We start from the raw sequence: 722 nt of genomic DNA on the forward strand, positions 1-722 counted from the left end.
AGAAAGTGCAGATCGAAACCCTGCTCAAGCAGCAATCAGAAAAGCGTACCGCACTGGCCAGTACGCAGTCGAATCGTAAGCAAACGCTGAACAAAATTCAGAGCAGCATTAAAAACGACAAACGTTACCTTGCTGAGCTACAACGCAATGAAACCCGTCTAAAAGCCGAGATTGCAAAAGCCGCCAAGCGAAATGCGGTACCAATGGACGGGCTCGGCAAACAGCGCGGCAAACTACCATGGCCACTCAAAGGCAGTGTGTTACATAACTTCGGTACGCGTCAAACCGGACAAGTAAACTGGAAAGGTATGGTGCTTTCCGCTAACTATGGTCAACAAGTTAAAGCAGTTTACCCTGGCACAGTCGTATTTGCAGAGTATTTAAGAGGTTACGGTTTAGTGGTGCTGCTTGATCACGGTAAAGGTGACATGACGCTTTACGGCTACAATCAAGCGTTAACCAAAAAAGAAGGCGATAAAGTCACCGCAGGCGAAGTGATAGCACTCGCTGGTGATACAGGCGGGCAGGACCGACCATCACTGTATTTCGAAATCCGCCGTAATAGTGAAGCACAGAACCCGAAGTCTTGGTTAAAGCGCTGATTATCTAACTTATTTATTTACTTGTAGTAAAAACAAAGGAGCCACTCGGCTCCTTTGTTGTATTCATATTTTGGAAAATGCTATGCGTAGTACGTTTCTACCGCATCAATAAATGCATTC

1 protein-coding gene is annotated in these 722 nt (G+C 45.8%); it reads left to right on the plus strand.

Annotated elements, in window-relative coordinates:
- On the plus strand, positions 1–602 hold a 602-nt coding region (locus R7044_RS25370), incomplete at its 5' end, for a murein hydrolase activator EnvC family protein (RefSeq protein ID WP_225456018.1).
- Between the last annotated feature and the right edge of the window lie 120 nt (positions 603–722).

It is taken from the genome of Vibrio sp. 1402, from assembly GCF_033340275.1.